General features: G+C 32.3%; 18 protein-coding genes. 12 read left to right on the forward strand and 6 right to left on the reverse strand.

Going from position 1 to position 18,705, the window contains the following annotated elements; translation table 11 throughout:
- Positions 1-241 precede the first annotated feature (241 nt).
- Positions 242-655 carry a thiol-disulfide oxidoreductase DCC family protein gene (locus NCC77_RS13700; RefSeq protein WP_250836078.1) on the reverse strand — a complete coding sequence of 138 codons (414 nt, stop codon included), beginning with the start codon at positions 653-655 and terminating at the stop codon, positions 242-244.
- 284 nt (positions 656-939) lie between these two features.
- On the reverse strand, positions 940-3,105 hold the full coding sequence (locus NCC77_RS13705) for an endonuclease MutS2 (protein WP_250836079.1): 2,166 nt from the start codon (positions 3,103-3,105) through the stop codon (positions 940-942).
- A gap of 183 nt (positions 3,106-3,288) precedes the next feature.
- Here NCC77_RS13705 and NCC77_RS13710 point away from each other — a divergent pair, with 183 nt between their 5' ends.
- The gene (locus NCC77_RS13710; protein WP_250836080.1) at positions 3,289-3,954 is read left to right on the forward strand and encodes a uracil-DNA glycosylase; all 666 of its coding nucleotides are present in this window, start codon (positions 3,289-3,291) and stop codon (positions 3,952-3,954) included.
- Between the two features lie 143 nt (positions 3,955-4,097).
- Here NCC77_RS13710 and NCC77_RS13715 read toward each other — a convergent pair whose 3' ends face one another.
- The 4 genes from NCC77_RS13715 to porX form a co-directional block, all read right to left on the reverse strand.
- Positions 4,098-4,472, reverse strand: a complete 375-nt coding sequence (locus tag NCC77_RS13715) for a DUF4258 domain-containing protein (RefSeq protein WP_095929268.1) — start codon at positions 4,470-4,472, stop codon at positions 4,098-4,100.
- Positions 4,473-4,508: 36 nt separating this feature from the next.
- On the reverse strand, positions 4,509-5,708 hold the full coding sequence (locus tag NCC77_RS13720; protein ID WP_095929269.1) for an alanine dehydrogenase: 1,200 nt from the start codon (positions 5,706-5,708) through the stop codon (positions 4,509-4,511).
- Between the two features lie 84 nt (positions 5,709-5,792).
- Positions 5,793-6,200: a tRNA (adenosine(37)-N6)-threonylcarbamoyltransferase complex ATPase subunit type 1 TsaE gene (gene tsaE / locus NCC77_RS13725; protein WP_095929270.1), complete on the reverse strand. Its 408-nt coding sequence runs from the start codon at positions 6,198-6,200 to the stop codon at positions 5,793-5,795.
- A 104-nt stretch (positions 6,201-6,304) separates the two neighbouring features.
- Positions 6,305-7,858, reverse strand: coding sequence for a T9SS response regulator signal transducer PorX (gene porX / locus NCC77_RS13730; RefSeq protein ID WP_095929271.1), 1,554 nt, complete (start codon positions 7,856-7,858; stop codon positions 6,305-6,307).
- A gap of 223 nt (positions 7,859-8,081) precedes the next feature.
- Between porX and NCC77_RS13735 the strand changes: the two genes are divergently transcribed.
- From NCC77_RS13735 to NCC77_RS13785, 11 genes are all read left to right on the forward strand, one after another.
- Positions 8,082-9,311 (forward strand): HD domain-containing protein, encoded by a 1,230-nt coding sequence (locus NCC77_RS13735; RefSeq protein WP_250836081.1) that lies wholly within the window; start codon positions 8,082-8,084, stop codon positions 9,309-9,311.
- Between the two features lie 39 nt (positions 9,312-9,350).
- The gene (gene lpxD / locus NCC77_RS13740; protein WP_095929273.1) at positions 9,351-10,394 is read left to right on the forward strand and encodes a UDP-3-O-(3-hydroxymyristoyl)glucosamine N-acyltransferase; all 1,044 of its coding nucleotides are present in this window, start codon (positions 9,351-9,353) and stop codon (positions 10,392-10,394) included.
- Positions 10,387-11,775, forward strand: coding sequence for a bifunctional UDP-3-O-[3-hydroxymyristoyl] N-acetylglucosamine deacetylase/3-hydroxyacyl-ACP dehydratase (locus NCC77_RS13745; RefSeq protein WP_095929337.1), 1,389 nt, complete (start codon positions 10,387-10,389; stop codon positions 11,773-11,775). Before lpxD ends, NCC77_RS13745 begins: the two co-directional genes overlap by 8 nt.
- 74 nt (positions 11,776-11,849) lie before the next feature.
- The gene (gene lpxA, locus NCC77_RS13750) at positions 11,850-12,635 is read left to right on the forward strand and encodes an acyl-ACP--UDP-N-acetylglucosamine O-acyltransferase (protein ID WP_091497682.1); all 786 of its coding nucleotides are present in this window, start codon (positions 11,850-11,852) and stop codon (positions 12,633-12,635) included.
- A gap of 126 nt (positions 12,636-12,761) precedes the next feature.
- Complete coding sequence (gene efp, locus NCC77_RS13755) at positions 12,762-13,328, forward strand: elongation factor P (protein WP_095929274.1); 567 nt, start codon at positions 12,762-12,764, stop codon at positions 13,326-13,328.
- A 121-nt stretch (positions 13,329-13,449) separates the two neighbouring features.
- Positions 13,450-14,379 (forward strand): UDP-3-O-(3-hydroxymyristoyl)glucosamine N-acyltransferase, encoded by a 930-nt coding sequence (locus NCC77_RS13760; protein ID WP_250836082.1) that lies wholly within the window; start codon positions 13,450-13,452, stop codon positions 14,377-14,379.
- A 1-nt stretch (position 14,380) separates the two neighbouring features.
- Entirely contained in the window at positions 14,381-14,743 is a 363-nt protein-coding gene (locus NCC77_RS13765) for a nuclear transport factor 2 family protein (protein ID WP_250836083.1), read from the forward strand.
- A gap of 86 nt (positions 14,744-14,829) precedes the next feature.
- Positions 14,830-15,702, forward strand: coding sequence for a succinate--CoA ligase subunit alpha (gene sucD / locus NCC77_RS13770; RefSeq protein WP_057118027.1), 873 nt, complete (start codon positions 14,830-14,832; stop codon positions 15,700-15,702).
- Positions 15,703-15,844: 142 nt separating this feature from the next.
- Positions 15,845-16,273: a hypothetical protein gene (locus NCC77_RS13775; protein ID WP_250836084.1), complete on the forward strand. Its 429-nt coding sequence runs from the start codon at positions 15,845-15,847 to the stop codon at positions 16,271-16,273.
- Positions 16,274-16,786: 513 nt separating this feature from the next.
- On the forward strand, positions 16,787-17,392 hold the full coding sequence (locus tag NCC77_RS13780; RefSeq protein ID WP_250836085.1) for an RNA polymerase sigma factor: 606 nt from the start codon (positions 16,787-16,789) through the stop codon (positions 17,390-17,392).
- 90 nt (positions 17,393-17,482) lie between these two features.
- Positions 17,483-18,598, forward strand: a complete 1,116-nt coding sequence (locus NCC77_RS13785; protein ID WP_250836086.1) for a FecR family protein — start codon at positions 17,483-17,485, stop codon at positions 18,596-18,598.
- Positions 18,599-18,705: the final 107 nt, after the last annotated feature.

Below are 18,705 nucleotides of genomic sequence, written 5' to 3' on the forward strand. Positions count from 1 at the left end.
ATAATTTTCAAATAAAAAAATCCCAAATTCCAAATTTACCGGAGTTTGGGATTTTTATATTTTATAGGTTTTTACGTTGAGTTTGTCATTTCGACGAAGGAGAAATCTTCGCAAGTAACTCCGCAACGAGAATCCAATCTTTGTCGAATTTCTCACGAAGATTTCTCCTTCGTCGAAATGACAATATTGCGTTCACTGAAGTTTTGCTTTTTGGAATTTGGAATCTTTACATTGGAATTTTCTACAAAAACTTAGATTTCAACTCTGGAGTCGGAATCATACAGCTTTCTTTCTTGCCATACCAATTGTATCTTTTTTTTGCAACGTAATCGTAAATTCTGTCGCTGATAAAAATGGGAACAATTCTAAAGACAGGAGTCAACTTCCATAGGCCTCCAAAATTTTTAGCTATTTCAATTACTGCAGAAGACTTGTAAAAATACGCTGTTTTTGGATCGTACAAAATAATACTATCCATTTTAGAAAAACTGATTCCTAGATACTTGCAGATTGAAATACCCAATTCTGATTGCAATGCAACAAATCTGAAAATGTCTTTTTTGTCATGGTTTATAATGTATTGCACAGCAGAACTGCACAGATTGCAAACTCCGTCAAAAAGAACTATTTTTTTATTTTCTGGAAGGCTTTCCATTTTATTATGTTTATTTCAAATTTTACATTTCATGTTTAGATATATATGAAAGTGAACTTGGATTAATTAAATTAGTTACTTATCTATTTTGTTTATTGAATTGTTGTTTTTAATAAATTTTACAAATCAAAAACGGCTTTAATAAATCCTTTAAAATGAATTTTAAAAAATAAAGTATCTATTTTATCGTATTTTAAAAAAACGTTTCTTAAATCGTTTTATTTTGATTTTGTAGTTTTTTAGCCGTTTTTAAAGACGAAAAACTGCCGCCGAGACTGAAATTTTTACTTTTTAACCGCTTCTACCAATTCCAACTCATCTAAACTTACTTTCGAAGTGAAAATTCCGTAATTAACCGTTGCTTTATTTTTTTCGATTAAATCAATGCTTCCAACAGATCTTCCGTCTAGCATTCTTACTCTATCGCCAACTTTCAAAATTGGTTTTGGTTTTTCAATAACGGGTTTAAGTTTCTTCTCTTTTTTCTCTTTTCGAATTTCCTCAACTTTTACCTGTACTTCAGCAATAATTTCTTTTTGTTTTTCAACTTTTGCTTTTACTTCTTTCGGAGTTGCTTTTTTACGTTTAGAATTTTCGATCTCAACAATTTTCAAAAATTCACCAATCAGTTCTTTTTTGTTTTTGTTGTTGAAATACTTCTCAGCAATATCATCAATTTTTTGTCCGATGTAAATTATCTTTTGGTTGCTGTCATATAATTCCTGATAGCTTTCTAATTTTTGCTGGATTCTCGTATTGATGTTTTCCATCTTTTTGCTTTCTTCTCGAGCACGAGTTTCTTCTTCTTTTAAATTCAAAGAAGTTTTTTCCAACTTCGAACGCTCTTTCTGTAGAGTCGCAATTGTTTTATCAAAACGAACTTTTCCGACTTCAATTTTCTTTTTTGCACGATTGATCAATCCAAACGGAATTCCATTTTTTTGAGCAACTTCAAATGTAAACGAACTTCCTGCCTGACCCAAAGCTAATTTATACATTGGTTCAAGAGATTTTTCGTCAAACATCATATTTGCATTTGTAGCATATGGCAGCTCGTTTGCCAAAATTTTTAAATTGGAATAATGCGTTGTAATAATTCCAAATGCTTCACGATGATAAAATTCTTCTAGGAAAATTTCAGCCAAAGCACCACCCAATTCAGGATCAGAACCTGTACCGAATTCATCAATTAAAAACATGGTTTTGCTATTACATTTCTTTAAAAAGTAATTCATGTTTTTTAATCGGTAGCTATAAGTACTTAGATGATTTTCAATAGATTGATTGTCTCCAATATCGGTTAAGATTCTATCAAATAAGAAAGTTTCGCTTCTTTCGTGAACCGGAATCAAAATTCCAGATTGTAGCATTAATTGCAATAAACCAACTGTTTTTAAGGAAATGGTTTTTCCTCCAGCATTTGGTCCCGAAATTACAATAATTCTATTTTCTTGTTTTAACTCGATTGTCTGCGGATGCGTAACTTCTTTTTTCTGCTTATTGTTGAGATACAAAATCGGATGATACGCTTCTCTAAAGAATAATCTTCTCTCTTCTGTAATTGTTGGTAAGATTCCGTTTATTCGATTTGCATATTTTGCCTTTCCTGCAACTACATCAATGTCGCTCAAAAAGTCTTGATATTCTACTAATAAAGGAAGATAAGGACGAATTACGTTTGATAAATTCTTTAAAATTCTTGTAATTTCTTCTTTCTCTTCGTATTCTAAGTTGGCTAATTCGCGAGAATATTTCAAAGTAGCTTCAGGTTCGATATAGGCAATGCTTCCGGTCTTGGAACTCCCTAAAATTGAACCTTTTACTTTACGACGATACATAGCTAAAACCGCTAAAACTCTACGATTTTGCACAAAACTTTCTTTAATATCGTCTAGATAACCCAAGCCGTTGTACTGCGTTAAAGCTACACCAAAACTTTGATTCACTTTTCCGCGAACCAGGTTCATATTTTGTCTAATCCCAGCCAAAGCAGGAGAAGCATTGTCTTTTATTTCGCCATACTTATCTACAATTGCATCAATTGCAGTAATAATGTCTTTGGTTAATTCTACTCTTGAAGCTCTAGCATTTAAATTGGGATAATAGTCATCGAATTTTTTCAAGAAATTCAATAAGACATTTGTTGTTGCAGAAAGATTTGAGATTTTTCTAAAACTTCCTACTTCAAGAAAGCTATCCTCAATTGCTAAGAATTTAATTTCGTGCGTGATAGCGTCAAATCCGTGATTCGGAATTGCGTTATTATTTTGAAAAGAAGATACATACTCTGATGTTTGCATCAGCGATTGCATTAATTCTTCTTTATCTCTAAATGGTTTTATTTGTAAAGCCTTTTCTTTTCCAATATCGGTGTTGCAACCATCTGAGATGGTTTCCAAAACAGTTGGAAATTGTAAGTCTTGTAATGTTTTTTCTGTAATACTGATCATTTAATTTCTTTATGAAAGTAGAGGCAAAAGTACGAAAACAATAATGAATTGTGAATTATGAATTATGTTTTATAAGTTTTTTTCTTTGCTGTGATTTTAAGTTTTGACTTTTGATTTTGATATTTTTCTTTTTAGTAAATATGATTTTAAGTAATTATTTCTGAAATTCGCATAAAAAAAATTATGGACGTAAAAATGCATTCTTCTTGGAAACCAGTTTTGAATGAAGAATTCGAAAAACCATATTTCAACGATTTAATTGAATTTGTAAAATCTGAATACACAACAAAAGTTTGTTATCCAAAAGGGAATCAGATTTTTTCAGCTTTTGATCATTGCCATTTTGATGAAGTAAAAGTGGTTATTATTGGACAAGACCCTTATCATGGGCCAAATCAAGCAAATGGTTTGTGTTTTTCTGTAAATGACGGAATTCCTTTTCCGCCATCACTTCAAAATATATTCAAAGAAATTCAAGATGATTTCAATATACCAATGCCTAACACAGGTAATTTGGAACGTTGGGCAGATCAAGGTGTTTTTCTTTTAAACGCAACTTTAACGGTAAGGCAATCTGAAGCAGGAAGCCACCAAGGAAAAGGTTGGGAAAAATTTACAGATGCCGTGATCAGGCAGATTTCTGCTGAAAAAGAAAATGTTGTTTTCTTGCTTTGGGGAGGTTTCGCTCAAAAGAAAGCCGCTTTGATTGATGCTTCAAAACATCATATTCTAAAATCGGGACATCCTTCGCCATTAAGTGCAAACAGAGGATTTTGGTTTGGAAATAAACATTTTAGCCAAACAAATGAATTTTTGAAATCTAAAGGATTTAAGGAAATTGAGTGGTGATTTTTTTTAAAGTGACAAAGTCTCAGAGTGACAAAGGGGCAAAGGGGCAAAAGGGAAAAACTTTAGATATTTTTGACTTTAGATAAATATTTTTTTTATAAAAGAAAACCCAATAACTTGTTTTGATGTTATTGGGTTTCTTTTTATTTTTTTACAATTTCTTCTAAAACAGCTTTATTTTCATAATTGACCACTTTTAGAATAATCTCTTGATTTTTTACTGTTTTTCCTTCAATGATATAAAGTTTTCCTTTGTTGAACGGAACATTACTTTGGTCAAAATCTACATCCCCATAAGTTAGTGTATTTTTGACGTCTGCTGTGTCAACCCATTTTTCACTTAAAGTCTGAACGGCTTTTGGAGAATATTGAAAAGGTTTTGTTCTAAGGTTATTTAAAACTCGAGCATTTGGGAAATAATTACAACGAGTGTCTTTTCCAATAAAAAATCCTGATACAATAAAACATCCCATTACGAGACCAATCAGATAATATGCAAAACGGTATGCGAACTTCATGAAATAATTTTTTTGCAAAGGTACACTAAAGTTCCTTTAGAATACAAGTAAATTGATATCGTTATCAGGTAAATCAAACCAATCGCCAATTGCTTTATTAGTTAAAATTCCGTGATACAGATAAATCCCGTTTTTAAGACCTTTGTTGCAACGAATTGCACTTTCGATACCACCATCTTCAGCTATCTGATGCAGATAAGGAGTTAAAATATTACTTATTGATAATGAGGCTGTTTTAGAATAACGTGAAGGTATGTTAGGCACGCAATAATGCAAAACGTTACTTTTTATAAATGTAGGTTTTTCGTGAGTTGTAACTTCTGAAGTTTCAAAGCAACCGCCAGTATCTATGCTGACATCAACAATTACAGCTCCTTTTTTCATGTGCTCAACCATTGTTTCATTAACAACAATCGGACATCTTTCTTTTCCGCGCATGGCGCCAATAGCTACATCACAACGTCTTAAGGCTTTTAATAAACCTTTTTGCTGTATAGTCGAAGTGAAAATTCTTTGATTTAAATTGTTTTGAAGACGACGTAGTTTTGTAATAGAATTATCAAAAACTTTTACGTTTGCACCAAGTCCAATAGCTGTTTTTGCGGCAAATTCGCCAACTGTTCCTGCTCCTAAAATAACAACTTCAGTAGGAGGAACGCCTGTAATGTTTCCAAACAAAAGGCCTTTTCCAAATTCGTTAGTAATCATTAATTCAGCTGCAATAAGAATTGAAGCTGTTCCTGCAATTTCGCTTAAAGATTTTACTGCAGGATAGGATCCGTCCTCATCTTTAATATATTCAAAAGCTAATGCTGTAATTTTTTTTTGCGCTAGCGCTTCGAAGTATTCCTTCTTTTTAGTTTTAAGCTGAATAGCAGAAATAATAACCGTTTCAGGATTTATCATTTCGATTTCTGCTAAAGTAGGCGGTTCTACCTTTAATAGAAACGGACAACCAAAAACTCTTTTAGTGTCTTTTGTGATTTCTGCACCAGCATCTGCATATTCTTTATCTGTATAACTCGAACTTTCTCCCGCTCCAGATTCGATCATAACGCGATGACCTTCGTAAGTTAAAGAAGTCACTGCATCAGGCGTAAGGCAGATGCGGCGTTCCTGATAACTTGTCTCTTTAGGAATTCCTATAAAAAGTTCTCTTTTAAAACGACCAACCTCAAGTTTTTCCTCTTGTGGTATTAATTGTTGTTTTGTAAATGGAGTTAATGTGATTGACATGGATAATGCAAAAAATTAAGGGTACAAATTACGTAAAAAGTTTTAAAATTAGTGTAAAAATTCTGCTAATAGTAAGGGTCAATATTAAGCTAATTTTAATTCCCTTTTTCCATCTGCTAATAGCTCAATTGTTATTGTTGAAGTGTCTTCAGGAAGGAGACTCGCAATTTTTTCAGACCATTCAATAAAACACCAATTTCCCGAGTATAAATAATCATCAACTCCCATATCTAGCGCTTCGGTTTCTTTGTTTAATCGGTAGAAATCAAAATGATAAACGGTTTGATTATTAGAAGTTTGATATTCATTTACAAGAGAAAAAGTAGGACTGCTGGTAGCATCCTTAACACCTAAGCTTTTACACAACTGTTTGATTAAAGTTGTTTTTCCAACTCCCATTTCGCCATTAAAAAGAATGATTTTTTTAGGATTTGAAGCGATAATCTGCTCGGCAACTTCTTGAATTTGATCTAATGAAAAAACGATGTTCATTGTATGTGTTGATTTTTGCCACGAATTTCACGAATTTTTACGAATTAATTCTTTCTTTTCAATTAAAATTAGTGTCAATTTGTGAAATTCGTGGCGATAAACTTTTATTTCGGATTAAATACCAAGAACGGAATAATCATTTCTTCTAAAGAAATTCCGCCATGCTGATACGTGTTTTTGTAATAACTCACATAATGATTATAGTTGTTTACGTATGCTAAAAAGAAATCATTTTTGGCAAAAATAAACGAACTACTCATGTTTATGGCGGGTAAACCAATGGTTTTAGGTTCTTTTACTACATAAACATCTTTTTGTTCGTAAGTTAAACTACGTCCTGTTTTGTAGCGCAAATTTAGACTTGTATTTTTATCTCCCACAACTTTCGACGGATTTTTCACATTAATGGTTCCGTGATCTGTGGTTAAAATAAGTTTGAATCCTAAAAGTTGTGCCTGCTGAATAATTTCTAATAATGGAGAATTTTTAAACCAGCTCAATGTTAAAGAACGATACGCTTTGTCATCTGAAGCTAATTCTTTTACTACTTCCATTTCGGTTTTAGCGTGCGAAAGCATGTCAACGAAATTGTAAACCACCGTTACTAAATCATTTCCTTTTAATGCTTTAAAGTTTTCTGCTAACTTTTTTCCGCCAGCATAATTGGTGATTTTAAAATAATCTTCTTTAATATTTAAACCCAAACGTTTTAATTGAGCCGATAAAAATTCTGCTTCGTAAAGGTTTTTTCCGCCATCTTCAACATCATTTTTCCAATATTCAGGAAACTGTTTTTCCATTTCTAAGGGCATTAAACCTGAGAAAATTGAATTTCTCGCATATTGCGTAGCTGTTGGAAGAATAGAGTAATAAGGTACTTCTTTTTCTAATTTGTAATAATTTGAAATGACAGATTCGAAAGATTTCCATTGATCGTATCTTAGATTGTCTATTACCACAAATAGAATCGGCTTGTCTTTCTTTTTAAGTTCAGGAACAACAAGTTCTTTAAATAAGGTATTGGACTGTATCGGTTTATCTGCTTTTGGAGCAAACCAATCTTCGTAGTTTCGTTCAATGAATTTTCCGAATTGGGAATTAGCTTCTACTTTTTGAGATTCTAAAATTTCAATCATCGCTGTATCGTTGATGTCTTCTAGTTTTAATTCCCAAAAAAGCAATTTTTTATACAATTCAATCCAGTCTTCATAAGAATTAACCATTGCCAATTCCATTGAAATTTTTCTGAATTCCTTCTGATAGTCTAAAGTTGTTTTTTCTGTGATTAATCTCGAATCATCCAAATTTTTCTTCAAACTCAATAGAATCTGATTCGGATTTACGGGTTTAATCAAATAATCCGCAATTTTAGAACCAATGGCTTCCTCCATTATATATTCTTCCTCACTCTTGGTGATCATAATCATCGGAATGGCTGATTTTTTTTCTTTCATTTCAGAAAGTGTTTCCAATCCGCTCATTCCAGGCATGTTTTCGTCTAGAAAAACAATGTCAAAATTATCTTCTTCAAACAAAGCAATCGCGTCTAATCCGTTATTGCAAGTAGTAACTTCGTAATTCTTTTTTTCTAGAAATAATATGTGAGGCTTTAAAAGATCGATTTCATCGTCGACCCAAAGTATTTTTATCTTATCCATAAATCAATTTAATTTTACTGCAATTTAAAGTTATAGAACTTAAAAAGTATTAAAAATAGTATAAAATTACCAAAGTTGAAGCATGATTTTATTTTGAATTTTAACATTTTTAAATGTATTTTATTGATAATCATGGTAATTTAAAGTGTGATTTTTAAATAAAAAACACCAAACTCTTTATACTTATTTACTTATATTTGTTGACCAAAAAAATAACTGAACTGTGACTCAGATCAATAAATTAAAAATATTCAACGACCCTATATATGGTTTCATTACGATTCCGAACGAACTAGTTTACGACTTAATTCAGCACCCTTACTTTCAGCGTCTGCGTCGTATTTCGCAGATGGGATTGTCGTATTTGGTATATCCTGGAGCAAATCATACTCGTTTTCATCACGCATTAGGATGTATGCATTTGATGAAGAAAGCAATTGATACGCTTCGTTTTAAAGATGTTGTAATTTCTGAAGAAGAAGAAAATGCACTTTTAATAGCAATTTTGCTTCACGATATTGGCCACGGACCATTTTCGCATGCTATGGAAAAAAGTATTGTGGAAGATGTGCATCACGAAGCGATTTCATTATTGTTTATGAATCAGCTGAATGAAGAGTTTGACGGAAGATTAAGTTTGGCAATTCAGGTTTTTAAAGGAGAGTATCATAGGAAATTCATGTTACAATTGATTTCAAGTCAGTTGGATATGGATCGAATGGATTACTTAAAGCGAGATAGTTTTTATACAGGTGTTGCTGAAGGAAATGTGAATTCTGAACGATTGATTCAGATGATGAATGTGGAAAATGATGTTTTAGTAATTGAAGAAAAAGGAATTTATTCTGTAGAGAAATTCCTGCTTTCAAGAAGATTGATGTATTGGCAGGCTTATTTGCACAAAACCAGTTTAGTTGCTGAGTTAATTTTGATGAAAGTCTTGAAAAGAGCAAAAGAACTGACTTTAAAAGGGGTTAAATTGCCTTGCAGTGAGCCTCTAATGTATTTCATGCAAAATAAAATTACACTAGAAGATTTTGACGCCGAAAATTTGGATTTGTTTTCGCAATTAGATGATTTTGATATTATTAGCGCGTTGAAAGCTTGGCAGAGACATAATGATTTTATACTTTCTACTTTAAGCAAAATGATTATCAACAGAGATTTGTTGAAAATTAAGCTTAGTGCAGAAAAAATCCCAATGGAAGAATCTCAGTCTTTAAAAGAAGAGTTTGCAGAAGCACATCAAATTTCGGCTGTAGACGCAGGATATTTTATTTTTAGAGGAAAAATAAAAAACCAAGCATACAGTAAAGAAGCAGAACCTATTCGTATTTTGAAAAAAGATAAAACAATTGAAGATGTTGTTGAAGCTTCTGACCAGCTGAATTTGAAATCGTTATCTAAATTGGTGACAAAATATTATATCTGTTTTCCAAAACAACTTATATAAAATTAACATTTAAAACCTATTTTTTATATTTTTGTCGCGATGAAATTTACAGCAGAACAAATAGCAGGAATTTTAGAAGGAGAAGTTGTTGGGAATCCCAATGCAGAAGTTTCTAAGCTTTCTAAAATCGAAGAAGGAGACGAAGGATCGCTTACTTTTTTGGCTAATCCAAAGTATATCAATTATATATATACTACAAAAGCGACGGTAACAATTGTTAATGATAGCTTTATTCCGGAACAAGAAATTACAACTACACTAATTAAAGTGGAAGATGCTTATGCGGCGTTTTCTAAACTTTTACATTTTTATAATCAGGTAAAATTAAACAAAACAGGAATCGAACCACAGTCATTTATGTCTGAGGGAACCAAATATGGAGAAAATCTGTATTTAGGAAGTTTTGGTTATATCGGACAAAATGTAGTTTTAGGTAATAATGTAAAAATATATCCAAATAGTTTTATTGGCGACAATGTTACTATTGGTGACAACGTATTCATTTTTGCTGGTGCAAAAATCTATTCAGAAACTGTAATTGGAAACAATTGCACGATTCATTCTGGCGTTATAATTGGAGCTGATGGTTTTGGTTTTGCTCCAAATGAAAATGGCGAATACAGTAAAGTGCCGCAAATTGGAAACGTTATTATTGAAGATAATGTAGATATTGGTGCTAACACAACAATAGATAGAGCAACTCTAGGTTCTACAATAATTAGAAAAGGAGTTAAGTTAGACAATCAGATTATGATTGCTCACAATGTAGAAATTGGAAAAAATACCGTGATAGCCGCTCAAAGTGGCGTTGCTGGTTCTACAAAAATTGGAGAGAATTGTATGATTGGAGGGCAGGTAGGTATTGCAGGTCATTTAACAATAGGAAATAATGTTAGGCTTCAAGCGCAATCGGGTGTAGCCAGAAACATTAAAGATGATGAAGTTCTACAAGGAACTCCGTCTCTTGGATATACAGATTTTAATAAATCGTATGTTCATTTTAAGAATCTGCCTAAAATTGTGGCTGAAGTTGAAGAATTAAAGAAACAAATAATAAACCCAAAAAATGGAAATAATGGTTAAACAGAAGACCATCAAAAATGAAATTTCGCTAACAGGAGTTGGTTTACACACTGGAAAAGAAGTTACAATGACTTTTAAACCTGCACCCGTTAATAATGGTTTCACTTTTGTAAGAGTAGATTTGCAAGGTCAACCAGTAATTGAAGCTGATGCTAATTATGTTGTTAATACTCAAAGAGGAACAAATCTTGAGAAACTTGGTGTAAAAATTCAAACACCAGAACATGTTTTAGCTGCAGTGGTTGGCTGTGATTTGGATAATATTATTATTGAATTGAATGCCTCTGAACTTCCAATTATGGATGGTTCATCAAAATATTTTGTTGAAGCTATTGAAAAAGCTGGAATCGAAGAACAAGACGCACAACGTAATGTTTATGTAGTAAAAGAAGTTATCTCTTTTACAGACGAAGCAACAGGAAGCGAAATTCTTGTTATGCCAAGCGACGAATATCAGGTTACTACTATGGTAGATTTTGGTACTAAAGTTTTAGGTACTCAAAATGCTACTCTTAAAAGTTTAACAGATTTTAAATCTGAAATTGCAAGCTCAAGAACTTTTAGTTTCTTACACGAATTAGAGTCTTTGTTAGAGCACGGACTTATTAAAGGTGGAGATTTAAACAATGCAATTGTATATGTAGATAAAGAAATCTCTGAATCTACAATGGAGAATTTAAAGAAAGCATTTGGTAAAGAAGAGATTTCTGTTAAACCAAACGGCGTTTTAGATAATTTGACTTTACACTATCCAAACGAAGCAGCAAGACACAAGCTTCTTGATGTAATTGGAGATTTGTCTCTTATCGGAGTTCGTATCCAAGGAAAAATTATTGCTAACAAGCCAGGACACTTTGTAAACACTCAATTTGCAAAGAAATTAGCAAAAATTATCAAAATAGAGCAGAGAAATCATGTTCCTACTTATGATTTGCATCAAGAACCATTGATGGATATTCATAAAATCATGTCTATGCTACCTCACAGACCACCATTCTTGTTAATCGACAGAATTATTGAAATGTCTGATCGTCATGTAGTAGGATTGAAAAATGTTACTATGAACGAGAATTTCTTCGTAGGTCACTTTCCAGAAGCTCCCGTTATGCCAGGTGTATTAATTGTAGAAGCAATGGCACAAACAGGTGGAATTTTAGTATTGAGCACTGTTCCAGATCCTGAAAATTACTTAACATATTTCATGAAAATTGACAATGTTAAATTTAAACACAAAGTGTTGCCAGGAGACACTTTAATTTTCAAGTGCGAGTTAATTTCTCCTATCAGAAGAGGAATTTGCCATATGCAAGCTAACGCTTATGCAAATGGTAAATTAGTAACGGAGGCAGAATTAATGGCACAAATAGCAAGAAAACAATAATAAATTATCAAATTTATTGTTTAGGTTTGTTGCTTCAAATTAGAATATTTTAATTAAAAATATAAAACATACAGATGAATCAACCATTAGCATATGTTCATCCAGGCGCGAAAATCGCTAAAAACGTTGTAATAGAGCCATTTACAACAATTCACAATAATGTTGTTATTGGTGATGGTACTTGGATTGGTTCAAACGTCACCATTATGGAAGGTGCTCGAATTGGAAAAAACTGTAACATTTTTCCAGGAGCTGTAATTTCTGCGGTGCCACAAGATTTAAAATTCGGAGGTGAAGATTCTCTTGCTATTATCGGTGATAATTGTACAATTAGAGAATGTGTAACTATAAATAGAGGAACAATTGCTTCAGGTCAGACTGTAATTGGTAATAATTGTTTAGTAATGGCTTATGCTCACATCGCGCACGATTGTGAGATTGGAAATAATGCAATTATTGTAAATGGCGTGGCATTAGCTGGACACGTAGTGGTTGGAAACCATGCTGTTATTGGTGGTTTAGCAGCAATTCATCAGTTTATTCATATTGGAGATCATGCAATGATTTCTGGAGGATCATTGGTTAGAAAGGATGTTCCGCCTTTTACAAAAGCAGCAAAAGAGCCGTTGTCTTATGTTGGAATCAATTCTGTTGGTTTAAGAAGAAGAGGTTTTACTACTGAAAAGATTAGAGAAATTCAGGAAATCTATAGAATTTTATATCAAAAGAATTACAATACAACTCAAGCTTTAAGTATTATTGAAGCTGAAATGGAAGCAACTCCAGAAAGAGATGAAATTCTAGATTTTATTAGAAATTCTTCTCGAGGAATTATGAAAGGTTACTCAGGGAACTATTAATTTTAGAGTTTAGATTTCTGATTTTAGATTTCTAAACGACAGATAATAAATAACAAAAAAAAATGAAGATTGATTCTTTGTCTAGAATCTAAAATCTACATTCTAAAATCTAAAATAAAAAAACAAATGGCATCTACATCAGATATTAGAAACGGATTGTGCATTAAATTTAATCACGATATCTATAAAATCATTGAATTTCTTCACGTAAAACCTGGAAAAGGTCCAGCTTTCGTAAGAACAAAATTGAAAAGTTTAACTTCTGGTAAAGTATTAGACAATACTTTTTCAGCAGGTCACAAAATTGACGTTATTCGTGTTGAAACGCATACATTTCAATATTTATACCCAGAAGGGGATGAATTTCACTTTATGAATGCTGAAACGTTTGAGCAGATTTCTTTAAACAAAAACATTTTGGATGCTCCAGATTTGTTAAAAGAAGGAACAAATGTTATGGTGCAAATCAACACAGAAACAGATTTGCCGTTATCAGTAGATATGCCTGCATCTGTAATTCTTGAAGTTACTTATGCAGAGCCAGGAGTAAAAGGAAATACTGCTACAAATGCTACAAAAAATGCTACAGTAGAAACTGGAGCAAACATAAACGTTCCTTTGTTTATCAACGAAGGCGATAAAATTAAAATTGATACAGCTTCAGGTTCTTACATGGAGCGTGTTAAAGAATAGTTATTTTAATTAAGATAATTTGACAATGAGTCAATTAGATAATCTGTGAATCGACATAATTTTGTATATTCACATTCTAATTGACTCATTTTCTAATTTACAAGTTTTCTAATTATACTATATGAAATTTCCAAAGAGTCATTCTTTACAAGAAATTGCCAATTTGCTTAACTGCAAATTTATTGGAGACAAAGACTTTCAAGTTTTAGGCATGAACGAGATACATGTTGTAGAGCCTGGCGATATTGTTTTTGTGGACCATCCAAAATACTATGATAAAGCTTTGCAGTCGGCTGCTACTATTGTTTTAATAAACAAAGAAGTAGAATGTCCAGAAGGTAAAGCCCTTTTAATTTCTGATGATCCATTTAGAGATTTCAATATTCTTACGAAGCATTTTAAACCATTCCAGTTTGCTAATGTCGCTATTGCAGCATCTGCAGAAATAGGTGAGGGAACTATAATTCAGCCTAATACATTTGTTGGGAACAATGTGAAAATTGGTAAAAACTGTCTAATACATTCTAATGTTTCTATTTACGATCATACTGTAATTGGAGATGATGTAATCATACATGCGGGAACTATTTTAGGAGCCGATGCTTTTTACTATAAGAAACGTCCAGAAGGTTTTGATCAGTTAGTTTCTGGTGGAAGAGTTGTTATTGAAGATAATGTTGGTATTGGAGCTTTGTGCACAATCGATAAAGGTGTTACTGGAGATACGACAATTGGAGCTGGTTCAAAACTAGATAATCAAGTGCATGTTGGACATGATACCGTAATTGGTAAAAAATGTTTAATAGCTTCACAAACTGGTATTGCAGGCTGTGTGATTATTGAAGATGAAGTAACCTTATGGGGGCAAGTAGGAACGACTAGCGGTATTACAATTGGTGCAAAAGCCGTTGTAATGGGGCAGACGGGTGTTACTAAGTCGGTTGAAGGTGGGAAATCGTATTTTGGTACTCCAATTGAGGAGTCTAGAGAAAAATTGAAACAATTAGCCAATATTAAGAAGATTCCTGAAATTTTAAGTAAATTGAAGTAATATGTCTATTAAAGAATTTGTTCAGAAATTTTACAAGTCAGATGCCTTAATTGATAGCGAAATTTTAAAAACTTATCTGCATCCTGATGTTATCCTTGAATGGAACAGCAGTAAAGGTTTTATTCAAATGGATTATGATGCGATAGTTGAAATGGCCAATGAGCTTAGCCGTGCCTATGTGCGCTCTAAAGTTAGAATTAGCCATATTATTAGCGAAGATGATTTAGTATCAGTGCGTTACTCTCATTTTGTAAAAACTATCGAGAATCCGAGAGAAGAAATGCTTTTAGCACATTTTGCAACCATTTGGCAGATAAAAGACGATAAACTTTATAGGGGTTATCAAATGAGTCAATTTTCTTAATATTTTTTTGACAATAAAAGAGGCAAAATACATTACAAAACCTTATTTTTGCAACACAAATTTAAAAACTACATAAAATATATATCATGAGTGTTTTAGTTAATAAAGATTCCAAAATAATTGTTCAGGGATTTACAGGAAGCGAAGGTACTTTCCATGCTTCTCAAATGATTGAGTACGGTACTAATGTTGTTGGAGGTGTTACTCCAGGAAAAGGTGGTACTAGCCATTTAGATCGTCCAGTTTTTAATACAGTAAAAGATGCTGTTGACCAAGCTGGTGCTGATACTTCTATCATTTTTGTTCCGCCAGCTTTTGCTGCTGATGCAATTATGGAAGCTGCTGATGCTGGAATTAAAGTAATTATTGCTATTACAGAAGGAATTCCTGTAGCAGATATGATTAAAGCAAATAATTATGTTAAAGAAAGAAATTCAAGATTAATTGGTCCTAACTGTCCAGGTGTAATTACTCCAGGTGAAGCTAAAGTTGGTATTATGCCAGGTTTCGTTTTCAAAAAAGGAACAGTTGGTATCGTTTCTAAATCAGGAACTTTAACTTATGAGGCTGCTGATCAAGTTGTAAAACAAGGTTTAGGAATCACTACAGCTATCGGAATTGGTGGAGATCCAATTATTGGAACTACAACTAAAGAGGCTGTTGAATTATTAATGAACGATCCAGAAACTGAAGCTATCATCATGATTGGTGAAATCGGTGGTCAACTTGAAGCTGATGCTGCAAGATGGGTAAAAGCTGATGGTAACCGTAAGCCAGTTATTGGATTTATCGCTGGAGAAACTGCTCCTGCTGGTAGAACAATGGGTCACGCAGGTGCAATCGTTGGAGGTTCTGATGATACAGCTGCTGCTAAAAAACAAATTATGAGAGACAACGGAATTCACGTTGTTGATTCACCAGCTGAAATTGGTAAAAAAGTAAAAGAAGTACTTGGATAATTTTCAAGTTTCAAAATAAAAAATTCCAAAAAAAAAGTCTCAATATTCTGTTGAGACTTTTTTACATTTTAAAGGCTGAGGCGTAAATGAAAAAAACTTAGCATCTTAGAACCTCAGTATCTTAGAAGCTTAAAGAAGAAATATGTACAAAGAATTAGAAAAATTTAAGTCAACAAACAGTTTTGTTTTTACTGTAAATGATAGTTTAGAAGAAGCTTGCAACGCGCCAGAAGGTAGTGCAGGAATCTTTGTTGTTTATGCTGTTGAAGGTGATGAAAAAGAATTGATCATGGTTGGTTCTACAGGAACTGTTCAGAATGACGGGACTTTAAAAAGTAAAAATGGCGGACTTTACGATAAAATCGTAAATGGACACCAATTTGCTAAAACTGGAAGAAAATATTCTTGGCCAGCACAAATGAAATTAGAGAACATTGAAGCATTAGAAGTAGTTTGGTACGAAACTTTTAATGCAGATGTAAAAGCTATTCCAACTGCGGTTGAAGGACAGGTTTTGCAAAACTTTTTAGATGTAAATGGTAAATTGCCAAGATGGAATGTAGCTTTTTAAGCAATACAAAATTTATAGAAGAAAAGCCTTACTGAAAAAACAGTAAGGCTTTTTTTATGGAATTATGTTTCAATCTTTATAAGTGTACTTCATTTTATAAAATCTTGGCAAAATGTTCTGAGAGCTTAAAATTTTAATAGCTGAATCTATTTTAGTTAATTAAAATTTAAATTATAGTAAATTTAAGTTTAATCAAAAAGAAAAGGTAAATTCTGATGATTTTAGAAAAAGTTTATCTTTTTTTGTAATAAGTTGGGTTTTGATTATTTGCTTTTCTATATTTATCAAACAAAAACAAAAAATAATGTTAAAATTTGATTCTTTTTATAGGTCTTAAAACGAGTTAGCATGTAAAATACTTGTTTAATTTTTGTTAATTAAACGTTTTGTAGGTTAGTTTTAATTCTAGAAAAAAAATCAAAATTTAGTATACAATTTAATCCCTGTAATTAATCTGTTATTTAAAGAAATCCATCTTAAATAATTTGATTTTACGCCCCAAAGCTTTTTTGTATGAGCCAAATTTTAAAGAACAAAGTTTTAGACGATTTTATTCTATGGAATAATTTGAAAAATGGTAATGAGAAATCATTTTCTTTACTTTTTGAGAAATATTATACAGACTTAATCAGTTACGGCAATTCACTTTGTCCGTATGAAGAGAAAGTGCAAGATTGTATTCAAGATGTTTTTGCTGATATTTGGCTTTATCGCGACTCTCTTCAAGATAATGTTATTGTTAAAGCTTATTTGCTTTCTAGTGTTAGAAAGCGAATTGCGCGTTTGCATGAAAGAGATCATGTATTTAGAAAAACTACAACGACTGATGTTTTAGAATTTCTTTTTGACTTTTCTATAGAAAACCGTTTGGTTGAAGATGAAGTTACAGCCGAGCGCGTTTTGTATTTAAATAAATTGTTGAACGATCTTCCTGGCCGTCAAAAAGAAGCATTGTATCTGCGTTATCATCAAGGCCTTAGTGTAGATCAAATAGCCGACTTGTTAGATGTGAATTATCAATCGGCTAGCAATCTTTTGCATCGTGGTTTGTTAAGTCTTCGAAAAGAATGGAAAGGCAGTATTCCGCTTTTAATCCTTATATCTTCAGGGGTTTTTTAAAAATTTAAGAGAAAATCAAAAAAAAATCTTAAATAGATGAGTATATAATAAAAAAACTGTCCTCTATGTTTTTGTAACCCTAATAGTGAGATGCAAAAACGTAACAATTATACCGAAATAGAAGACTTCTTAGCCGATGAGTCTTTTCAATTATGGATTTTGTCTAAGATTGATGAACAAGGCTGGGAAGAATGGACTCTCGAAAATCTTCAAAGAGCAAAACTTGTTGAAGATGCAAGGCTTGTTTTACTGGCAATGCGAGTTCCAGAATCTAACATATCTTCAAATGAAGTTCATGAAGCCTTACAGGAAACTTGGCGTAAAATTGAACATAGAGAAGAATTTTCTCATCAGACTTCAAAAATCAAAAAAATAAAAGTGCAGAGATACTGGATTAGCGGTGTTGCTGCAGCTATTTTAGTTGGTATTTTTTCTGTATGGTTTTTTAGAACGGAATTAACTGCAAATGATAATGAAGTTACTTACAACGAACTGGTTCAAGAAAACAATGAAGGTTTAGTAGAACAAACCAACAATACTGAAAAATCTCAAACCATTACTTTATCTGACGGAAGTTCGGTCTTATTACAGCCTAATAGTAAATTAAGTTACCCTAAAATCTTTACCGGAAACGAAAGAAAGGTGTATTTATCCGGCGAAGGTTTCTTTGAAATTAGTAAAAATCCTAAAAAGCCTTTTTTTGTTTATGCCAACGAAATTGTAACTAGAGTTGTGGGAACGAGTTTTAGAATAAAAGCTTATCCAGATCAGCAAAATGTTGAAGTTCTTGTTCGCACCGGTAAAGTTAAGGTAAAATCGAATGATTTAGTTCGAAGTAACGAAAATAAAGAAATTGTACTGCTTCCAAATCAGGCGCTTCGATTTGCTCGTAAAGAATTGGTTTTTAATAAAATAACCAATATTACGCAAGACCCGATTTTAGTAAGTAGTGTTCGAAATATCGAGCAATTAAGCTTTGAGTTTACAGATATTCCTGTGGCACAAATTCTTGAAACTATAGAGCAGGCTTATTTAGTAGATATTGATTTTCCTGACGATAAATTGAAAGACTGCCGATTAACCACTTCATTAAGCGATCAGCCGTTGGCCGAAAAGCTGAAAATAATCTGCAAAAGCATCGGCAATGATACCAATTATGAAATGAATGGAAATCAGATTGTAATTACGACTTCTGGCTGTAACTAGAATTCTTGATTCAATTAGAATAAAAAGAAAAACATCCAAAATTTTAACTAATTCAAAAACTAAAAAATAATTTGTAATTGCCTATGTAAAAAATGAATGCATAAAAA

Source organism: Flavobacterium tyrosinilyticum, from assembly GCF_023656565.1.
GTDB lineage: Bacteria > Bacteroidota > Bacteroidia > Flavobacteriales > Flavobacteriaceae > Flavobacterium > Flavobacterium tyrosinilyticum.